We start from the raw sequence: 18893 nt of genomic DNA on the forward strand, positions 1-18893 counted from the left end.
TGTATAATTTGCTCTATAGGATAACTAAGAATAAAACTAAAAAATCGTAGTACTAGACAAGTAAATCATGAATTTGAGAGGCGCATAACAATTTCACAAACTGAGACATTTATCTAGAAACTATTTAAGTAATGAATAAACTGTTAATTAATCCTTATATTGTTGGCTCACCAGTAATGGGAGATAGCTTTTATGGAAGAGATAAGTTACTGAATCAGGTAGAAAGATCTCTCCAAAGTACCAATGTAGTTTTACTACAAGGGCAACGACGAATTGGGAAAACTTCTTTTCTTAGACAATTAGCATATTCCCTCTCGCATGAAAAATTAGAAGTTTCTAAACTTCCATTAAGAATACCAGTTATATTTGACATTCAAAGGTATGTACAAGATACATTACCTCAGTTTCAGATGCATTTGGCAGGATCAATTACTCGTGCATTGGGATTAACGCACGATAAAGATTTATTAATACCATCTCTAGCAGAATTAGAAACTGATTCAACATTATTTCGGGATAAATGGCTGCCTCAAATATATAACCATCTGAACAATCAAGAATTAGTAATTCTTGTTGATGAGTTTGACAATTTTGATGAGCAAATTTCGTCACAAGCCATTAAATCTTTAGTATCTTTCATTGGGCAACTAGTGTCTGGGGAAAGTTGGTTGAAATGGGTATTTACAATAGGGCGACTTAGCGGCAAGATTTCATTAGAATACGATCCGATTTTAAGTTCGGGAGAAGAATTTCGTCTTACCTTCTTCTCGCTAGAAGAAACCAGTAAGTTGATTGTAGAACCAGCAAAAGAAGTGTTAACTTATCTTCCAGAATCTATCGAGTATATCTATAAACTAACTAATGGTCAACCACATCTAACTCAAGCTGTTTGTTCAAAAATATTTGAATTTCTTTTAGATGAAAACCAAAGCATAGTAACTCACAAATCCGTAGATGTAGCAATTCCACAAACATTAGATTCTTATGGAAGTGCGATCTCAAGTATTGCTTCTACTTCTCCAATTGAAGAAAAGGTTCTAATTGCAATAGCTAAACTGACAAGTTCAGAATCATTCACCACTCGTAATCAAGTTATCGATTTGTTAGTTAATAATGGTGTCCGTCTTAACCGTGACGATCTGAGTAACGCTATAGAAAACTTATTAAAATGGGAGTTGTTAAAAGGAAGCGCTGAATCTTTGCAAATCAGTGTTAAATTTGTTCAGCTTTGGCTACTGCAAAACCGATTAATAGAGCCTACTCAACAAGAGAATCTAGACATTCAATATGCTCTTGCTAAAAGCCGATTTGACTTTGCTCAACAGGCACTTCAAGCAGGTCAGTATCCCTTGGCAATTAAAGATTATAGAGAATCTTTAGATTACATCCCAAGTAATGTTAAAGCTTTACGTGGATTGGCAGAGGCATATCGATTAAGTGATGATTTGGTTAATAGAGTAGAAACTCTAAAAAAGCTATATCTTCACGATCAAAATAATTTGAATGAATTAATAGAGGCATTAGAAAAATTTGCGGCAAGATGTGAGCAAGAAGATAACTTTTCTGAAGCAGTTCAACAGTATGATTTTATTCTTGGCTTTCAAAAATGTGATTATTGGCTAAAAAGAAAGCTGATTGCACTAATGAATAGCTTTGAAAAAAAAGTCACAGATGCAGAGACGTTTCTAGTATTATACAAAAGTAAAAAAGAACATTCTAGGAATTCAGAAATTGATAATAGCGATTTTTCTGATGCGGTTAGATATGAGAGTGCACTAGAGGATTCAGAAAGCAATCTTTCTCTTGTTAAATCTGCTACAAATAGTATTTCTCTCTCTCCAACAGAGAATGTAGATCAACATAACAAAGTAGATGAGCGGTATACGGAAAAGGAGATTGTCTATATCAATAATCGTAGGCAACGGTTATTAAGAAACACTATTGAGATATCAGAAAGGCGATTGAAATTAGAATTGAATAATCTTGATAAGTTGTTTATAGAGTTAAATATAATAGAGCAACAAATTAAAGATATTTTACAAGAAGACATGGAATATCTTCTTGTAAACAAAAATTCCTTCGATTTTCTAAGACATAAATCATGGCTTCTATCAAAGCGTGTTCAAATTGAGTTTGCTAAGCTTAAAAACGATCCTCAAAAAGCTGCTTTAATCATTCGAGAGTTGGATAAGGCAGGTGAAAAGCTTGAAGAAGAAGATGAAGAGGTGCTGTTACTAGCTGTACTAAATCGATTTCAAAAGATAGGAAATTCATTTAAAGCAATGTTTGTGTTGCTATGTGTTACAGTTTATCTTGTCTTTCTAAACTCTATTGTAAAAGATTGGTATAAACAAGCTTTTGTCGCGCTCATTACTGGAGGTCTAATTATTGCTGCTCTAATTGTTCCTCTTATTCTATGGGGATTTACAGAGGGAATATTTTTTCTTTTAAGAAGAGGCTTACTAAGAATAATGAAACAGTTTAGAGTGCGTATTTTAAACCTTGCAAACTCAGATTTAAACATATGAATACTATTATTAATCCTTTTATCCAAAATGGTGTATTTCCTGAACAAGCAATTGTTCCTACAAGTGTTGTTAGAAGCCTATTTAGCCCTTTAAGCCGTGATGGAGGTGCAGTTGAAGTTTATGGAGAACGTGGAATGGGGAAAAGTACGATTCTCAGTTATATTATTAATCCTCCTGACGAGTGGATGGAATATTTCAAAAACCATATTTTTGTTTTTCTAAACTGTCAGGATACCGTGATTCCTGCTACTGCAAATCAATTTTGGGTGCAGATTACTAAACAATTAGAACGAAAACTAGAAACAAGTCCCATTAAAGAAAAATGTCTTGCACTAATAGCAAGATCTAAAGAAGGCTTAGAAATAGATCATAATGATTTCCATGAGGTTCTAGATGTCTCAGGGGAAGCCCACAGGAAAATTGTACTAGTCCTAGATGATTTTAATGTATTAATCAGAACTGACCCAGAGAATCTTAGTAGCAATCGGGCTTTTCTGCAAGGATTGCGTTCTCTCACTACAAGAGACTCAAACAAAGCTAATCTCGTTGTCTCTACTCGTTACTCTCTCTATGAATCTTGCAAGCCTCTAGCTTTGCCTAACTACTCTGCTTTTGATAACGGTTTTAGTCTATGTCGTCTTAGGTTTTTTCAAGAGAAAGAGCTTTTAAGCTTACTTGACCGAGTAGCACAGACAGGTCAGCCATTATTTAATTCATTAGAACGAAACTATGTTGCTTACCTATCTGGATTTCATCCTCAATTAGCCCAAATAGCCGCAGCCCAAACTTTTGATTATCGTATAGAAGTAGGTGCGCCCTTAAATGATTTGAGTCCTGTGGGAGAAAAATTCAAAAATGAAGCCCGTCCAATTTTTGAGAGTTTATTTTGGGGAGCTAGTGAAATTGAGAGGGTTTTGCTAATGTTAGTTGCTCTACAATCTCTGAATGGAAAAGTAACAGATGTAAACTATGACATTAATGATTTACCAAAAGTTTTTAGTGAAAAAGAGAGGGAAATCAATGATCTAACAGAACGGGGATTGTTGAAGCGTGTACAGGCATCTCCGCCTTTATGGGATCTCTTTTCACCCATTTTTAAATGGTGGATTCTAAAAGAGATCGAGTCTGAAGACCAAAATCAACTAGAAGAACGCCGCAAAATTTGGGGAAACCTGCTAACTCAAAAACGCGCTGAGCAAGTGGGTAAATTTGTTGAGTTTATCAGGAAAAACAAGAAAGAAATTGAAGATTTTGGAAAATTAGTCTTACGATTTGTTGGATGGGAAGTACCAAATCTACCAAGTTCTTGAGCTATTGCTTATTTTTATATCGGTAGGCTGTTCAAGTTATTAATTACTAAATTTATACATCTGCACTTTTGGCTTTTGCGATCAAAGATCGCCACCAAACAAATCACCATCACTAACTTTCAGGCAAAAAATCCTCATCTAGCGTTTGCTCAGGAATAAAGGGAGACTCTATTGGAAAAGTGGCGATGCAATTTCTACCTTATGATTCAATAGCAAACCAGCCCTAGAATCGATCATGGAACGCGATCGCCTTACCCGTGACAAAGATAGAGGAATTACCAACAATCCCAACGAACAATCAAGCGATCGCGCTACATCCTCGACCTCGTTAAGTGCGATCGTGCGAGTAAGTGTTGTGTCAGTTAAAATCGTGAATAGCTTGCCACCATTACAGGAGAAATAGACATACCATGCTTAAACCGATCACCCTTCAAGTCGAAGCCCCCATCGCCGAGGCATATCAAAATACAACCCCTGAAAATCGCCAAGCATTGCAAACGCTTGTCAGCATCTTTTTACAATGTGTTTCCCAACCAACCCCACTACAAAAGGTAGTTCAAGAAATTCGTTTAGAAGCACAACAAAAAGGTCTTACTCCCGAAATCTTAGAGGAAATTCTCAAGGATGACTAAACTAAGATTAGTAATCGATACCAACATCTTGATCAGTGGCTTAATGTCTGTAAATTCGTTACCCCAGCAAGTTTTCGACTATGCCACATCTCAAGCAATACTGCTGATGTCAGATGAAGTTCAATCAGAAATAGAAAACGTCATCAGTCGCCCCAAACTCCAAAAATACATCACCTTAGAAAGACGTACTAAATTTTTTAAGTGAGTTAAGCAAGCAGGTCGAGAGAGTCACAATCAATCAGCAAATTCGAGCCTGTCGTGATCCCAAAGATGACAAGTTCTTAGATTTAGCCGTCTGCGGTGAAGCTAACTACATCATTACAGGCGATGCCGATCTTTTAGATTTACATCCATTTCAAAATATTTCTATTATTAAAGCCGCTAGTTTTTTAACGGCGATCTCGCTACATCCTTGACCTCATTAAGTGCGATCGTCCGCATCAGCGTCGAATCAGTTAAAATTGTGAATAGCTTGCCACCATTGAATGAACGCATATAATCGCCATGATATAGTGCAAACTTATAGTTACGCTATACTAGCCAATGATTCCAACTTTCGCAGGATTGGGAAAATGAACATTGCCTTAAAGCCAGAACAGGAAAACTTTATCCGCGCCAAACTTCAAGATGGCAAGTATCAGAGTGTTGACTCTCTCCTAGCTTTTGCATTTCAACTGCTAGAAGAACATGAAGCCAAACAACAAAAGTTGAGCGAACTAAGAAAAAAAATTGCTGAAGGAACGGAGCAAATCAAACAAGGCGATGTCGTTGATGGTGAATTAGTATTTCAACAATTACAGGTCAAACTAGAGCAAATGAGTCAAAAATAAAAAAGATTCATTATGTCTAGCTACTCCTTCTCAAAAATAGCCATCAAAGATCTAGACGATATCTGCACATTTATTGGACAGATTAACCCAAAAGCTGCCAGTAATCTATTTGATACTATTCGCCAAAAATGTAAGCTCGTTGCTAGTTTCCCCAACATGGGCAAAAACTACACTTGGATTGCTTCTAATTTGCGCGGTTTCACAATAGATGATTACATCGTCTTTTACTATCCTCGTACCGATGGTATTGATATCATTCGAGTGATATCTGGAAAACGCGATCTTGAATCCATATTTGAAGAATTTACTGATGAAAATGGGAACTAAATTATGTCTGAAACAGTACAGTACATAACCAACGAACAAGGCGATCGCATCGGCGTTGTATTAGATTTAGATACCTATTCTCGGCTCACTCCCGCTTTAGATCCTGAATACCTCATTGACTTAACCACAGAAGAACTAAAAGCCCTTGCTAGTTGCAAATTAGCCCTAACCGATCAAAATCACCTAGATAAACTAATCGATAGAAACACCGAAAATTCACTCTCTGAAGGAGAACTTGATGATTTAGATGACCTTCTAGAGAAAGTGGATCATCTCACTATCCTAAAAACTCGCGCCAGATACACCCTTAACCTCTTACAACCCAGATTAGAAGAGCAAAGGATAGTTGCATGAGCGCCTACATCGCGCTACATCCTCGACCTCGTTAAGTGCGATCGTGCGCGTAAGTGTCGAATCAGTTAAAATTGTGAATAGCTTACTATCATTGAATGAGAGATATAAAATTTTGCTATAATTCACCATAACAGCAGTTCAAGAATTGCCCCTTACCATTACTAAAAACATCAACCCACCATGAAAACATCTTTAATCAAGATCAAAAAACCTAGCAAAGAAGACCTCCTTGCTTTCCGCCGTTCTTCTCAAAAAATGGCTGAATTATTAAAAGCTCACGGTATTAGCGAAGATGAAATCATTGCCGAATTTAACGCTATGCGTAAACAGGCAAGGAAAAACGCAACCAAATAATGTCAAAGACACTTGCCTTAGATACAAACATCTTGGTACGGGCTGTACTAGGTGACAAAGTTTCCAACCTCTTAGAAAAATACAATAACAATTGCCAATTTCTCACACCAAATAATTGCTATCAGGAACTAGAGCGTCACTTACCCCAAATTTTACAAAAACGTAAATTTCAATCAGACATATCTTCACAGGCGATCGCTGATTTAGCCAAAATCGTAATCCCAATAACAGAAGAAGATTACCTTCAATATAAAAACGAAGCTCAAAGACGCATTAAAGTAAGAGATCCTAACGATTGGGAAGTGGTTGCCTTAGCCATGCACTTTGATTGTCCAATTTGGACAGAAGACAAAGACTTTTTTGGAATTGGCATCGCCACATGGAACAGCCAAAACGTAGAAATTTATCTTATGCAATGATTAGTAATCGATACCAATCACTGAGATCAGCGATCGCTATTACAAAAACAACTAATCTTCAGGCAAAAAATCCTCATCTAGCGTTTGCTCAGAAGTAAAGGGAGACTCTACTGGGAAAGTGGCGATCGCTAATCCTATCTCGGCACTGGCTAACTTCCTTGCATTTAGATAGCAATCAGCAAACTCCTGCAAAAAATACCGCTTCAAGCTAGGACTATGTTTAAAAGCTTTGTGCAATCTGAGGCGATGTTCAATGATCGTATAGCGCCAACTATTAGAACGCTTATCGGGTTGATATTTATATTTGAGAAGATGCATCAGCAAAACTTCTAAGTTACTTTCGATCGCTTGTTTTTGACTGCCACCCAAGCCTTCAAGTTCTGCAACTAAATTCTCAATATCTATTTCTGCAAAATTTTGCGATCGCAACAAATCAACTGCTTGTTCTAACCACAGAGCATAGTCCTGCTCATACAATTTGCTATGAGTAGCAGCCTGAAATGGATTAGTTAAAGCAGCAGTCATAATCTTTAGGCAAATCTTACCGTAAGTATAGCAAATGCTGACTGATGAACGGTTTGCAAGCCGTTCATCTCTAACTACAACTTTTGTCTCAGCACCTCAAAACTGTCACTGAGATCAGCGATCGCGATCGCTTCCTGTTCACCAGACTCAAGCCATTTGATTTGGACTTGTCCCGCTTCGATTTCGCTGTCACCGATGACAACGGCGGCTTTAGCATTGGCATTACTAGCCCGTTTGAATTGTTTATCAAACTTTGCACCAGTGACATCAAGTTCCACTGTAAATCCTGCCTTACGGAGAATTTGAGCAATGGATAGAGACTTTGCTTCCGCTTGTTCGCCTCGCGAAATCACATAGAAATTGATCGCTGCTTGTTTTTGTTCAGCAACCTGTTGCATGAGAATGACCAAACGCTCTAAGCCGATCGCCCAACCCACCGCAGGCACATCCGCGCCGCCAAGTTCCGCAATTAGGCGATCGTAACGACCACCACCACAGACTGCCGACTGTGCGCCCAGTTGATTGGATTGGATTTCAAAGGCAGTACGAGTGTAGTAGTCCAAACCACGCACTAGACGTGGATTGATGCGATAGGCGATATTCAAATCCGTTAACAGATTTTGGACTTTCTCGAAATGCTGTTGGGACTCAGGGCTTAAATAATCGAGAATGCTCGGCGCTTCTTGGGAAATTTCTTGAGTGCGTTTGTCTTTGCTATCGAGAATGCGTAAAGGATTGCGCGTGAGGCGATCGCGAGAATCGGCATCAATTTCTTCCACAAAAGGCGTGAAATAATCCACCAAAGCCTGACGATAGGCTACCCGATCTTCCGCACTGCCCACCGAGTTGAGATCCACCACAAGATCCGTTAAACCAACAGCTTGCAAAAAGTCACTGGCGATCGCGATCGCTTCCGCATCAGCACGCGGATCGGCACTGCCTAATACTTCGACACCTAATTGGTGAAATTGACGCTGACGACCTGCTTGGGGACGTTCATAGCGAAACATTGCGCCCATGTACCAGAGACGCTGTACGCCACCTTGAGCAAATAACTTATTTTCGATATAGGATCGCGCCACGCCAGCCGTGCCTTCAGGGCGTAAAGTCAAAGAGCGATCGCCGCGATCGCTAAAGGTGTACATTTCTTTACCAACAATATCTGTAGCTTCACCGATGCCCCGCGCAAATAGCTCAGTTGCTTCAAAAATGGGCGTGCGAATCTCGGTATAGGCGGCTTGACTAAGGATTTGACGCGCAGTTGTCTCTAATTGCTGCCAGTAATAAATTTCGGGAGCAAGGATATCGCGAGTGCCGCGTGTGACCTGAAGTGAAGACATGGATACTAACGGGTGATGAACAGGAGACTGTAATGTTATTCCAGAATACATAGTTTTTGGTCATCAAAACCCCATATTCTATGGAAAGTCTTGCTGATCTAAAACCCAAGCAATAAGTAGCAACGCGAAGCACCGCCAATCAGTGAGGGGGTTTTGATCACTGTAAAACTACGAATGCGATCGCTCTGCACATTCAGACGGTAACAAATCTGGGTAAAATCTGGATAGTGTCAAGTAAATTTAGTGCCAGTTAATCTAAAAACTCATATGCCAGAAGATAACGCTAACGAACCGCAAATAACCCAATCGGCTAATGAAGCAGTATTTAATGAGGTGCTAAAGAGTATAGACATCGACCCTGCTTTACTTGCTGAACTTGGTGAAGTCACCAATGATCCTGAACAGGCGATCGACACGGCAATCCGTCAATGGCTACAGCGTCGGGCAATTAAAGAAGCAGATCGCTCCCGGCCCTTGACGATGAATCCTGTTGTGCCACCTCGCGGCGAGTGGAATGATTAGGAAAAAGCCGAATAAGCTGATCCCAAAAATATATGTATAAATTTTGGTCACCAGACAAGCTGCTCTTGATGATTGGACTTTTTCAGTTCGGACTTATCCTCATGATGTTCATGATCCTCAGTATGGGCAACCGCAAAAACAAAAATAAGCACAAAGGCAAAGTAAATAAAAATAGCCTCAATACACCTGAAGCCGTAACAGATGTAGCAGATACTTCAGTCAACAATGAAATAGCTCTTAAACCGACTTTGCCCGATCCCATTAATCAACCTTTGCCATCTCCACCAGAAGCCATAACCGATCCTAATCAAGCCAATCCGCCTGAAATCGATCTCACCTATAAAGTGGACATTGCCCCAGAATTACTAACTGAGCTATTGGAAATATCTGACAACCCTGCGGCGATCGTTGATGAAGCGATCCGATGGTGGCTGAGACGACGCAATGTTGACTCGCTGGATTCGGGGCAGCGTCATCGTCGCTATCCAGTGGGCATCAGCGCCCCAAGATCATTACAAAATCAGTGGAATGACTAGAGGTGTCAGCTCCAAATTTGCCTCTACCCATAAATTCGCCCTTTGATGCTGTCGTTGGTCAAAGTCAAGCGATCACCTTACTAAAGGCAGCAATTCAAAGAGATCGCATTGCTCCTGCTTACTTATTTGCGGGTACGAGTGGCGTGGGACGTAGCAAAACTGCATCTGCGTTTGCCGAAATTTTATTAGGTGATCGCAAATCGGCTAACCGACTAAGCGATCGCAATCATCCCGATTTGCTCTGGGTAGAACCAACCTATTTAGACAAGGGCAAAATGCTCACGGCAAAGGAAGCTGATGCAGCAGGACTCAAGCGCCGCGCTTTGCCCCAAATTCGGATCGAGCAAGTACGCGAAATCAGCGAATTTGTGAGTCGATCGCCCCTCGAATGTCAGCGATCGGTAGTGATTCTCGAAGAAGCGCAATCGATGGCGGAGTCCGCCGCCAATAGTCTGCTCAAGACCCTCGAAGAACCTCTGTATGCCACCATAATTTTGATCGTTCCCGATGCTGGTTCGATTTTGCCCACCCTAGTTTCGCGCTGCCAACGTATCCCCTTCACAAGGCTGAATCAAGCGCAAATGCAGGAAGTTCTCACCCGCGAAGGTCACACCGATATTCCGCCCGAAGTGGTCGCCTTAGCGCAAGGATCGGCAGGACAGGCGATCGAGTCCTTTGATCGCTTTAAGAGTATTCCCATCGAGTTATTAACTTCAGTGCGCCAAATTCCTCAGGATGCCAAAAGTGCCATGGCGATCGCCAAACAAATCACCAAGGAGCTAGAGGTGGATTTGCAATTATGGCTGATTGATTATTTGCAAAATTATTTTTGGGAGCAGCAAAGATCGAAGTCAGTTTTGCAACATCTCGATAAAGCAAGGGAGTTAATTGCGCGTTATGTGCAACCACGTCTAGTTTGGGAAGTAACTCTCCTCCAAATTGCAGGAAAGATCTGAATTAACAACTGAGTTTGGAACTTGTGAAGTTGATCGTTGAGCCGAAGAAGGAAACGGTAGTTTTAGCCCATCAGTTATGCCAAAACAAAAAATGGCTACGCCATTTTTTGTTTTTAAAACTCTTACTGGGTTTGTTTTTTAATTCACAAAAGTGTGACCACACTTTTGTGAATCAGTATTAGCTGATCGAGTGGGGCAAGGCGATCGCGAGAGGATGATAGAATTTATTGAGACAGTTTTGCTGTATAAGTTTTCCCAAATGAGTCGAGAGGAAGTTGAGGCGATGTTTACGTTAAGCGATCTCAAGAAAACATTAGAAACATTTCTAGAACTACCTGAGACCAAACCCGCCTCAGAATTTATTAACGGACAAGTCACTCAAAAAGTTATGCCGCAAGGAGAACACAGTCGGTTACAAGTTAAGTTATGTACAAACATTAATCAAGTTGTTGAAACTCCAAAGATTGCCTATGCTTTTTCGGAATTACGCTGCACTTTTGGAGGAGCCTCAATCGTTCCTGATGTTTCCGTATTTCGTTGGGAGAGAATTCCTCGCAAATCATCAGGACGAGTGGCTAACCGTTTTGAAATATATCCTGATTGGGCGATCGAGATACTTTCTCCCGATCAGAGACAAAATAAAGTGATAGCTAATTTGTTGCATTGTGTAGACCATGGCACAGAGTTAGGTTGGTTGCTCGATCCTGAAGATGAAAATATTTTGTTAGTTTTACCTGAGCATCGTATTCAAATTTTGGAAGGTTCTCAAACTGTACCTGTCCTCAGTGGAATTGATTTAAGTTTAACGGTTTCCCAGATTTTTGAGTGGCTAAGTTTTTAGTAGCTACATTTGCTCGTTTAGGTATAGCTTTACCGTTTAGCGATCGCGGTAATATGGGTAAACAGTTGCGGTAATGCTGCGCCCCTACAGAATTTTGTGGTTTCTTGCAGAAATAGATCGACTGTAAAAGAAATGATATAATGCTGATATAGAATCAGCATTATAGAATCCTCAGAAAAAATAGTTGTTTTACAAATTGATGATGAGCAAGTGATAGAACTCGTAAATCAGCTTTCTAATGAGAAGCAATTGCAGCTAGCGATCGTGGTTTAGATTGGGATTTGTTAACTGAAGATGAGCGAGAAGAATTTTGCAATATGTTGAATAGTGAGGTAAGTACTAAATGTCTGTCAAAGAACTCTTAATTAATAAACTTGATTTGATGTCTGAGAATGAATTGGAAAAGGTACTCAAGCTATTACAGGTTTTTGGCTTAGCTGATCGTACATCTTCTCAAAGTAAAAGTTATCCTTTGCGTGGTTTACCAATTGAGTATATCGATCCTATGGAACCTGTGGCGGTTGCTGATTGGGATGTGCTGGGATGATTGTGTTAGATACGCATATTTGGATCTGGTGGGTACATGGAGACTCCAAGCTTAGTCAAACTGCGGCGGCAGCGATTCAGAGTCAAGAGTCTTCAGCGATCGGGGTTAGTGTCATATCTTGTTGGGAGATTGCAAAATTAGTTGAGTATAATCGCTTGACTCTTCCCTGCGAACTTGCGGAATGGTTTGAAAAGGCTCTGTCTTACCCAGCGATTCAATTATTAGATCTCACGCCGCAGATTGCTATTGCTTCAACTCAGTTAGTCGGTTTTCATCGAGATCCTGCGGATCAGATTATCACTGCAACGGCTAAGGTTTTAGGATGTCCGTTGGTTACTGCGGATACAAAGATTTTGAATTATTCGGGGGTAGAGACAATTGCATGAGATAGCCAACAGCAACCATAACCTGTAGGGGTTAAGCATTTGCGCCACAATATTCAAACTCCTCACAAAAAATCCATGTACGCAAATGCTTAACCCTATTTGCTCTTGCCGATCGCTTGTCTCTGCGTTGTGAGGTTTGGGCGCAGCATTACCGTTTTGAGGTTGTGGTGAAATGCATAAATGGTGGCGGTAATGCTACGCCCCTACGATAATTTTTACTTTCTACTTTTTCCTTTTTCCTTGATTTGGTGAATGTTTAAAAAATTCAGGGAGATGGAGATACAAGAAAATTTAGTGATATATTGACTGTGCGGATCGTAGGGTTTGGGATGTAATCGCGCTCGAAAGCCCCCCCCACTTTTTCCTTTTGCCTTTCTACTTTTTCCTTGAGGATCGGTTATGGCTTCGCGGTTTTATGTGTTGGTGTTTGTAGCTTTGACTGGAATACTGGGCATGGTGTCACCTCCTGATTTAGCTTTGTTGACAGTTCAGGCACAAACACGCAAAACAGAAGCAAATCGACTGCTTAATCAAGGGATTCAGCAATTTCAATTCAGCCAGTTTGAAGCCGCATTTCAGTCATGGCAGCAAGCACTGACTATCTACAGGGAGATAAAAGATCGGCAGGGAGAGGCAGCAGCACTGGGAAATCTTGGGAATACTTATGATTCTCTCGGCAACTATGGCAAGGCGATCGAATATCAACTGCAAAGTTTAGAAATTGAGCGAGAAATCAAAAACCGACTCGGCGAGGGACAATCGTTGGGAAACTTAGGAATCTCTTACTATCGACTCGGCAAATACGATAAGGTGATTGAGTTCCAATTGCAAAGTTTGACAATCAAGCGAGAAATTAAAGATCAGCGTGGTGAGGGCAACGCCCTGAGCAATCTGGGGATTGCTTACTATGCTATTGGCAGATATGACAAAGCAATCGAATTCTATTTGCAAAGCTTGAGCATTTTCCGAGAACTTAAAGATCGTTTTGGTGAGGGAAACGCGCTGAGTAACTTGGGAACTGCTTACGATGCCCTTGGCGATTATGGCAAAGCAATCAATTATCAACTGCAAAGCCTAGAAATTGCAAGGGAAGTTAAAGACCGACGGGGGGAGGGACAGGCTTTAAGTAATTTAGCTTACTATGCCATAGGTAAATATGATAAAGCGATTGCCCATAACCTGCAATCTTCGGCGATCGCAAAGGAAACTAGAGATCGTCTGATTAGAAAAAATTCTCTTAATAATTTTGGTGTTGCATACGAAAGACTAAATCCAGAACAAGAAGCAATAATTTATTTGCAGGAAGCATTAATTATCGCCAAGGAGGTGAGTGATCGCAGTAGTGAAGGTTTAGCACTTGCTAATCTGGGAAATATGTTGTCTAAAGCAAAGCAATCCGAACTAGCGATTCTCTTTTACAAACAATCAATCAATGTCCGTGAAGAGATCCGCAAAGACATCAAAAAACTTGACAGAGATATCCAAAAGTCGTATTTGACCACAGTCGAAAAGACCTATCGCGACCTCGCAGACCTCCTCCTCCAACAAAACCGCATCATCGAAGCCCTGCAAGTCCTCGACCTCCTTAAAGTCCAAGAACTCGAAGACTATCTCAAAAACATCAAAGGCAACGATAGATCCGCACAGGGAGTCAGACTATTAGCACCAGAACAAGCTCTTAGCGATAAGCTGTTGGCGGTTAGCCCAGACAATATCCAAGACATAAACAATCAGCTTGCCAATCAAATCCAACAACTTTCCAAAACCGAAATCAACAAAGTTCCCTACTATCTCAACCAAATCCCGCAGGGAACCGTATTACTCTATCCATTTATTTTAGGCGATCGCCTCGAAATCATACTCTTTGCCCCCAACAACCCACCCATCCGCCGCACCACCACAATCTCCAAAGACCAACTAGAAACCTTAATTAGTGATTATAGAGTAGGACTCCTTGATTCTAGTTCCGAAGACTTCAAAGAGCCAGCTATCCAACTCTATAACCTCCTGATTAAACCCATCGAAGCCGAACTCGTTCAATTCAACACCAAAACGATTCTCTATGCACCCGATGGACAACTGCGCTACATTCCCATCGCCGCACTCTATGACGGTAAACAATTGTTAGTTGAGAAATACCAGATTAGTAACCTCATCGCCTATACCCTCTCCGACTTTACACCACAACCCCAAAACGCACCCAACATCCTCGCAGGAGCCTTTGGTGGTAAAGCAGGCGATCGCAAGTTTGGACAAACAGCCTTACCCGCAACCGTTAGAGAAGTCCAAGAGATCGCCAACTCATTCCAAAACTCAGTCACCCTCATCGAAGAGCAATTTAGCCGTAAAGCGATCGAGTCTAAATTTAAAAACCATAATATTCTCCACCTTGCCACCCATGCCGAATTTAATGTTGGCTCTCCCGATCAGTCCTTCATCATCTTCGGTAATGGCGACAAAATCCGCCTCAATGAAATCACCGACTGGCAGATTCCGAACATCGATTTGATTATCTTGAGTGCCTGTCAGACAGGAGTAGGAAAACTCGGCAGTGGTGTAGAAATCTTAGGCTTTGGCTATCAAGTCCAAAAGGCTGGCGCAAAACAAGCGATCGCTTCTCTCTGGTCAGTAAAAGATGATGAAACAGGTGTGCTGATGTCAGCTTTTTATGCAGAACTACGAAAAGGTGATGTCACTGTCACCGAAGCATTGCGACGCGCTCAGATGTCACTGATCAAATCAAAGGATTACAATCACCCCTTCTACTGGTCAGCATTCTTTGCGATCGGTAATGGATTGTAGATTTGACGGATACGGTTTAGGACATCTGTTGTTAAGCTGGATAGAGTTTTGTAATTCAGGACAAAGTGGCGGCTATGGATAAACATCTGGGTTCGGCAGGACAAATCGCCTTGATCACTTTTTTAGCTTGCCTTCCTGTTCAGATCGTCCTTAGCGATCGCAGCTTTGCCCAAGCCACCATCGACCGCAAAGCTCAAGCAACACAGTTACTAGAACAGGGAACTCAGCTTTATATCCAAAAGAAATATCCTGAAGCGATCGCCACTTGGCAAAAGTCATTAGAGTTATTTCGAGCGCTCAAAAGCCCCATAGATGAAGCGCGGCTCCTCGGTAATATCGGGCTAGCCCATAACTATCTCGGACAGTACCCCCAAGCGATCGCCTTTCATGAGCAGTCTCTAGCAATCAGAACGCAAATTAACGACCGTCAAGGACAAAGTAATTCCTATAACAATCTGGGACTTGCCTATGCCGCCTTAAGACAGTACGACAAGGCGATTGACTTTTACAAACAAGCCTTAACTCTGCGGCAGCAAATTGGCGATCGCACTAATGAGAGAACTACTCTAGGGGGATTAATTGGGATTTATCAAGCTCTAGGCAAATACCAAGAAAATATCTCCCTATATGAACGGGTCGTTACCGTTTCTAAAGAATTAGGCGATCGGCAAAATGAAGCCAATGCTTTATCAAATCTAGGGCTTACTTATTATTCGTTACAGAAATATCCACAGGCGATTGAATTCTATCAACAGTCTTTAGTAATTTTTAGGCAGATTAAAGATCAAATTGGCGAAAGCACAACCATCATTAATTTGGCGGTAGCTTACAAAAATTTGGGACAATATCAGTCGGCGATTACCGCATTACAGGAAGGCTTAGCGCTCTCTAAGCAAATTGGCAATCTCTACAATCAAGCCTCTGCACTCACTAATTTAGGCAATGCCTATGTCAATCTCGGTCAATATCCAAAAGCGATTGAATTTTTTCAACAGGATTTGATGATTAGAAAACAACTCGGCGATCGCAATGGTGAAAGCGCAACCCTGAATAATATGGGTAATGCCTATTATTTTTTAGGGCAGTACCAAAAGTCCATTGGTCTATTTGAACAAGCCTTAGCGATCGCCAAACAATTTAAGAATATGCTTGCAGAAGGTAATGCTTTGGGAAATTTGGGGCTTGCCTATGGTTCACTAGGGCAGTATCAAAAAGCCTTAGAATTTCATCAGCAGGCGGTAGAAATTTCTAAGCGCATCGGAGATTTTCAAGGTGTTGGTAATTCTCTAACTAATATTGGTTTGGTCTATAGCAATCTTGGTCAATACCAAAAGTCAATTGAGTTTCATCAACAGGCTCTAGTCATTGCGAAACGCATTGGCGATCGCCGTAGTGAAAGCGGGACATTAGGGAATTTGGGGAATGTCTATAGTAGCCTCGGTGACTATGCCAAAGCAATCGACTTCCATGAAAAATCTTTAGCAATTGCTAAAGAGATCGGCGATCGCAATGGCGAAGGAACTTTATTGGGCAACCTTGGCGGAAATTACTACTATTTAGGACAGTACCAAAAAGCAATTAATTTTTACCAGCAATCTCTAACCGTCTTAAAACAAATCGGCGATCGCAACGGTGAAGCCAATATGTTAGGCAATTTGGGATTGGTCTACAGTAATTTAGGGCAGTACCAAAAAGCGATCGACTTCTTTCAGCCCGCCTTAGCGATTGTTCAAACCATTGGCGATCGTAGTGGCGAAGGTAATACTCTCAACAATCTTGGTATTGCCTATCGCAGCTTAAAGCAGTATCAAAAAGCAACAGAATCCTATCAGCAAGCTTTGGTAATTGCTAGGCAAATTGGTAATCGCAACGGCGAAGGTAATGCCCTCAATAATTTGGGACTGATTTACAACGATCTTGGTCAGCATCAAGAAAGCATCAACTTCTTTGTCAAAGCTCTAGAAATTGCTCAACAAATTAGTAATCGTAAAGATGAAGGCAATGCCCTCAGCTATCTAGGAGTTGCCTACGGTGCGCTCAAAAAGCCTCAAGAATCCCTTAGCTTCTACCAAAAAGCTTTGGAAGTTTCTAGGAAAATTGGTAATCGTGAAGGAGAAAGAGAGATTCTCAATAATCTGGGAGCCTTGCTAGCCTATCAAGCGCAGCCCGAAGCAGCGATCGTCTTTTATAAGCAATCAATCAATGTTACGGAGTCCATTCGCAAAGATATCAAGGGCTTAGGTAAAGAAGAACAAAAGACTTATTTAAATACCGTTGCCCAAACCTATCGTCGTCTCGCTGATTTACTGCTCCAGCAAGGAAGAGTAATGGAAGCCTTACAAATTATTGATTTACTCAAAATTCAGGAGCTAGAAGACTATCTTAAAAATGTCAAAGGGAATGAGCGAACTGCGGAGGGCATCAGGCTATTAGCACCAGAGCAGGAGATTAGCTCACAGCTATTAGCAATGGACTTTGAGAAAATGCCTGAACTTAATCGCCAGCTTGCTAAGCAAATCCAACAATTGCCTAAGTCAGAAATCAACAAAGTTCCTGATTATTTGCAAAAGCTGCCCCAAGGAGTTGTATTAATCTATCCTTTAATTCTGAGCGATCGCCTAGAATTAATTCTCTTTTCTCCTAACAAACTACCGATTAGTCGTACTAGCAAAATATCCAAAGCTAAACTCGAAGAATTAATCATTGATTTTAAAGCGGGATTGTTAGATGCAGGTTCTGAGGATGTGCTAGAACCTGCGACAGAACTATATAACTTGTTAATTAAACCAATCGAGAAGGAACTCATCCAAGCCAACACGCAAACTATTCTCTATGCTCCCGATGGACAATTACGTTATGTTCCCCTTGCCGCGCTCTATGATGGCAAACAATGGCTAGTGGAGAAGTATCGTATTAGCAATCTCATCTCCTACAGTCTCAGTGACTTTGTAGCTAAGCCCCAACTTCCACCCAGTATTCTAGCTGGAGCATTTGGCGGCAAAGGCGATGAGCGCAAATTTGGGCAATCTGGATTGCCAGCTACCCTCAAAGAAGTCCAAGCGATCGCCAATTCTTTCCAAAATTCAACCACACTTACCGAAGAACAATTTAGCCGCCAAGCGATCGAATCTCGACTCAAAAATTACAATATTCTGCACCTTGCCACCCATGCCGAATTTAATATTGGTACGCCAGAAAATTCATTCATTATTTTTGGCAATGGCGATAAAATTGGTTTGAGTGAAATTACCGATTGGCAAATTCCCAATGTCGAGTTAATCGTCCTCAGTGCTTGCCAGACTGGGACAGGTAAGTTAGACAATGGGATAGAGATTCTGGGCTTTGGCTATCAAGTTCAAAAGGCAGGTGCAAAACAGGCGATCGCTTCTCTCTGGAAAGTCGATGATGCTGGTACACAAGCTCTGATGGCAGCCTTTTATCGCGAGTTCCAAAAAGGTAATATTACGGTTACAGAAGCTTTGCGCCGAGCGCAAGTTTCTATGATTAAGTCTTCTAATTTCAATCATCCTAATTACTGGTCAGCATTCTTTGCGATCGGTAATGGGTCATAGAGATTAAGTGTAAATTTTTAGAAAGCATTTAAAAATTACTTCTTGCGGTCAAAAGCTCTAAAGAGATCCCCCTCAATCCTCTTAAAAAGGGGATCTGGGTGGTGGTCTAGAC

Annotated in this window: 20 protein-coding genes and 1 pseudogene; 18 read left to right on the forward strand and 3 right to left on the reverse strand. The window is 41.0% G+C overall.

Annotation, left to right across the window (positions count from 1 at the left end):
* The first annotated feature begins 131 nt into the window (after positions 1-131).
* The 10 genes and pseudogenes from B9G53_RS05230 to B9G53_RS05265 all read left to right on the forward strand — a co-directional run bounded on the left by B9G53_RS05230 (position 132) and on the right by B9G53_RS05265 (position 6754).
* Positions 132-2528, forward strand: coding sequence for an ATP-binding protein (locus B9G53_RS05230; protein ID WP_094529902.1), 2397 nt, complete (start codon positions 132-134; stop codon positions 2526-2528).
* Complete coding sequence (locus B9G53_RS05235) at positions 2525-3838, forward strand: ATP-binding protein (protein WP_094529905.1); 1314 nt, start codon at positions 2525-2527, stop codon at positions 3836-3838. The genes B9G53_RS05230 and B9G53_RS05235 overlap by 4 nt, the downstream gene beginning before the upstream one ends.
* Before the next feature lie 235 nt (positions 3839-4073).
* Positions 4074-4241, forward strand: coding sequence for a hypothetical protein (locus B9G53_RS27195; protein WP_176453098.1), 168 nt, complete (start codon positions 4074-4076; stop codon positions 4239-4241).
* A 7-nt stretch (positions 4242-4248) separates the two neighbouring features.
* Positions 4249-4470 carry a hypothetical protein gene (locus B9G53_RS05240; protein WP_094529907.1) on the forward strand — a complete coding sequence of 74 codons (222 nt, stop codon included), beginning with the start codon at positions 4249-4251 and terminating at the stop codon, positions 4468-4470.
* A 43-nt stretch (positions 4471-4513) separates the two neighbouring features.
* Positions 4514-4886 (forward strand): annotated as a pseudogene (locus B9G53_RS28955) (putative toxin-antitoxin system toxin component, PIN family).
* A gap of 156 nt (positions 4887-5042) precedes the next feature.
* Positions 5043-5300, forward strand: a complete 258-nt coding sequence (locus tag B9G53_RS05250) for a type II toxin-antitoxin system ParD family antitoxin (RefSeq protein WP_094529909.1) — start codon at positions 5043-5045, stop codon at positions 5298-5300.
* A gap of 12 nt (positions 5301-5312) precedes the next feature.
* Complete coding sequence (locus B9G53_RS05255; RefSeq protein WP_094529911.1) at positions 5313-5627, forward strand: type II toxin-antitoxin system RelE/ParE family toxin; 315 nt, start codon at positions 5313-5315, stop codon at positions 5625-5627.
* Between the two features lie 3 nt (positions 5628-5630).
* Complete coding sequence (locus B9G53_RS05260) at positions 5631-5981, forward strand: hypothetical protein (protein WP_094529913.1); 351 nt, start codon at positions 5631-5633, stop codon at positions 5979-5981.
* A 180-nt stretch (positions 5982-6161) separates the two neighbouring features.
* On the forward strand, positions 6162-6335 hold the full coding sequence (locus tag B9G53_RS27200; protein WP_176453099.1) for a hypothetical protein: 174 nt from the start codon (positions 6162-6164) through the stop codon (positions 6333-6335).
* Entirely contained in the window at positions 6335-6754 is a 420-nt protein-coding gene (locus B9G53_RS05265; protein WP_094529915.1) for a PIN domain-containing protein, read from the forward strand. The genes B9G53_RS27200 and B9G53_RS05265 overlap by 1 nt, the downstream gene beginning before the upstream one ends.
* A gap of 51 nt (positions 6755-6805) precedes the next feature.
* On the opposite strand, the gene B9G53_RS05270 is transcribed toward B9G53_RS05265, so the two are convergent.
* Both B9G53_RS05270 and hisS read right to left on the reverse strand, forming a co-directional pair.
* Complete coding sequence (locus tag B9G53_RS05270; protein ID WP_094529917.1) at positions 6806-7279, reverse strand: DUF29 domain-containing protein; 474 nt, start codon at positions 7277-7279, stop codon at positions 6806-6808.
* Between the two features lie 74 nt (positions 7280-7353).
* Entirely contained in the window at positions 7354-8619 is a 1266-nt protein-coding gene (gene hisS / locus B9G53_RS05275) for a histidine--tRNA ligase (RefSeq protein WP_094529919.1), read from the reverse strand.
* A gap of 267 nt (positions 8620-8886) precedes the next feature.
* On the opposite strand from hisS, the gene B9G53_RS05280 reads away from it, so the two are divergent.
* The 4 genes from B9G53_RS05280 to B9G53_RS27925 all read left to right on the forward strand — a co-directional run bounded on the left by B9G53_RS05280 (position 8887) and on the right by B9G53_RS27925 (position 11474).
* Entirely contained in the window at positions 8887-9141 is a 255-nt protein-coding gene (locus B9G53_RS05280; protein ID WP_094529921.1) for a hypothetical protein, read from the forward strand.
* A 32-nt stretch (positions 9142-9173) separates the two neighbouring features.
* Positions 9174-9677: a hypothetical protein gene (locus B9G53_RS05285; RefSeq protein ID WP_094529923.1), complete on the forward strand. Its 504-nt coding sequence runs from the start codon at positions 9174-9176 to the stop codon at positions 9675-9677.
* A 2-nt stretch (positions 9678-9679) separates the two neighbouring features.
* The gene (locus B9G53_RS05290; protein ID WP_254923566.1) at positions 9680-10633 is read left to right on the forward strand and encodes a DNA polymerase III subunit delta'; all 954 of its coding nucleotides are present in this window, start codon (positions 9680-9682) and stop codon (positions 10631-10633) included.
* A gap of 190 nt (positions 10634-10823) precedes the next feature.
* Complete coding sequence (locus tag B9G53_RS27925) at positions 10824-11474, forward strand: Uma2 family endonuclease (RefSeq protein WP_254923567.1); 651 nt, start codon at positions 10824-10826, stop codon at positions 11472-11474.
* Positions 11475-11503: 29 nt separating this feature from the next.
* Here the strand turns inward: B9G53_RS27925 and B9G53_RS28395 are convergent, their stop codons facing one another.
* Complete coding sequence (locus tag B9G53_RS28395; RefSeq protein ID WP_254923568.1) at positions 11504-11635, reverse strand: hypothetical protein; 132 nt, start codon at positions 11633-11635, stop codon at positions 11504-11506.
* Between the two features lie 182 nt (positions 11636-11817).
* On the opposite strand from B9G53_RS28395, the gene B9G53_RS05300 reads away from it, so the two are divergent.
* From B9G53_RS05300 to B9G53_RS05315, 4 genes are all read left to right on the forward strand, one after another.
* Entirely contained in the window at positions 11818-12021 is a 204-nt protein-coding gene (locus tag B9G53_RS05300) for a hypothetical protein (RefSeq protein WP_094529925.1), read from the forward strand.
* Positions 12018-12407 carry a type II toxin-antitoxin system VapC family toxin gene (locus B9G53_RS05305; protein WP_094529927.1) on the forward strand — a complete coding sequence of 130 codons (390 nt, stop codon included), beginning with the start codon at positions 12018-12020 and terminating at the stop codon, positions 12405-12407. Before B9G53_RS05300 ends, B9G53_RS05305 begins: the two co-directional genes overlap by 4 nt.
* 399 nt (positions 12408-12806) lie before the next feature.
* The gene (locus tag B9G53_RS05310; protein ID WP_094529929.1) at positions 12807-15209 is read left to right on the forward strand and encodes a CHAT domain-containing protein; all 2403 of its coding nucleotides are present in this window, start codon (positions 12807-12809) and stop codon (positions 15207-15209) included.
* Between the two features lie 74 nt (positions 15210-15283).
* Positions 15284-18781, forward strand: coding sequence for a tetratricopeptide repeat protein (locus B9G53_RS05315; protein ID WP_094529931.1), 3498 nt, complete (start codon positions 15284-15286; stop codon positions 18779-18781).
* Positions 18782-18893: the final 112 nt, after the last annotated feature.

The sequence above is a fragment of the Pseudanabaena sp. SR411 genome (assembly GCF_002251945.1).
Classification (GTDB): domain Bacteria; phylum Cyanobacteriota; class Cyanobacteriia; order Pseudanabaenales; family Pseudanabaenaceae; genus Pseudanabaena.